Origin of the sequence: Streptomyces sp. NPDC017529, from assembly GCF_044329785.1 — a bacterium.
Classification (GTDB): domain Bacteria; phylum Actinomycetota; class Actinomycetes; order Streptomycetales; family Streptomycetaceae; genus Streptomyces.
On the sequence record NZ_JBIRJY010000061.1, the window covers coordinates 1 to 1099 of the forward strand.

General features: G+C 66.7%; 1 pseudogene. It reads left to right on the forward strand.

Annotated features, from left to right (window positions below):
* Positions 1-130: 130 nt before the first annotated feature.
* Positions 131-990, forward strand: a pseudogene (locus ACH4K4_RS38705) (IS5 family transposase).
* The last annotated feature ends 109 nt before the right edge of the window (positions 991-1099 follow it).

The following is a 1099-nucleotide window of genomic DNA, read 5'->3' on the forward strand; positions in this document are numbered from 1 at the left end:
ACAAGCGCGACTACATCTTCAACGGCACGCTAACCGTCACTGCGATCGTCATCTGGCTCCGCGACACCATCCAAGAGCCGTCAGAAACGCCCTAGGGGGCGTCTTCAAAGATCGTCTTGCGTGATGGATCATGTTTGCCGTGGTGCGCCGTCATGAACTCTCCGATGATGGATGGGCCGTGCTGTCGCGGCTGTTACCCGAGTCCGGGGCAGCCGGCCGGCCCCGGGTGGATGACCGGGTGGTGCCGAACGGCATCGTGTGGAAGCTGCGTACGGGGTCCGCCTGGCGTGATGTGCCCGAGGGGTACGGGTCCTGGCAGACCCTGTACACCCGGTTTCGCCGGTGGGCTCTGGACGGCACGTTCTCCCGCATGCTGCGGGCCGTTCAGGCCGAGCGGGACGCCGCCGGTGACGTGGACTGGCTCGTCTCGGTGGATTCCACGATCGTGCGTGCTCACCAGCACGCCGCCGGAGGGAAAAGGGGGCCGTCGATCACGACGAAGCGGCAGATCACGCCCTCGGCCGGTCCCGTGGCGGGCTGAGCACCAAAATCCATCTGGCCTGCGACGGCCGTGGCCGGCCCCTCGGCTTCGTCCTGTCCGGCGGGAACACCAACGACTGCACCCGCTTCGAGGCCGTGATGGCCGATATCGGGGTGCCGCGGCAGGGGCCGGGACGGCCCCGTGCCCGCCCCGACCATCTGATCGCCGACAAGGGCTACAGCTCCCGCAAGATTCGTTCGTATCTGCGGCGACGAGGCATCCCACACACCATCCCCGAACGGATCGACCAGGCGACCGGCCGTCTGCGAAGAGGCTGCAGGGGTGGCCGGCCACCCGGGTTCGACCACCGGGTCTACCGGCAGCGCAACGTGGTCGAGCGCTGCTTCCAGAAGCTCAAGCAGTGGCGGGGCCTGGCCACCCGCTACGACAAGACCCGCGAGTCCTACCAAGCCACCGTCACCATCGCCTCACTCCTGCTCTGGACCTGACCTCTTGAAGACGATCTCTAGAGGTTGTCCCGTATGGGGTGTGAGTTATCCCGTGAGGGCCAGGTTGTGCAACCGGGCGATGCCGAGCATGGCCTGGTGAACTCCGTCG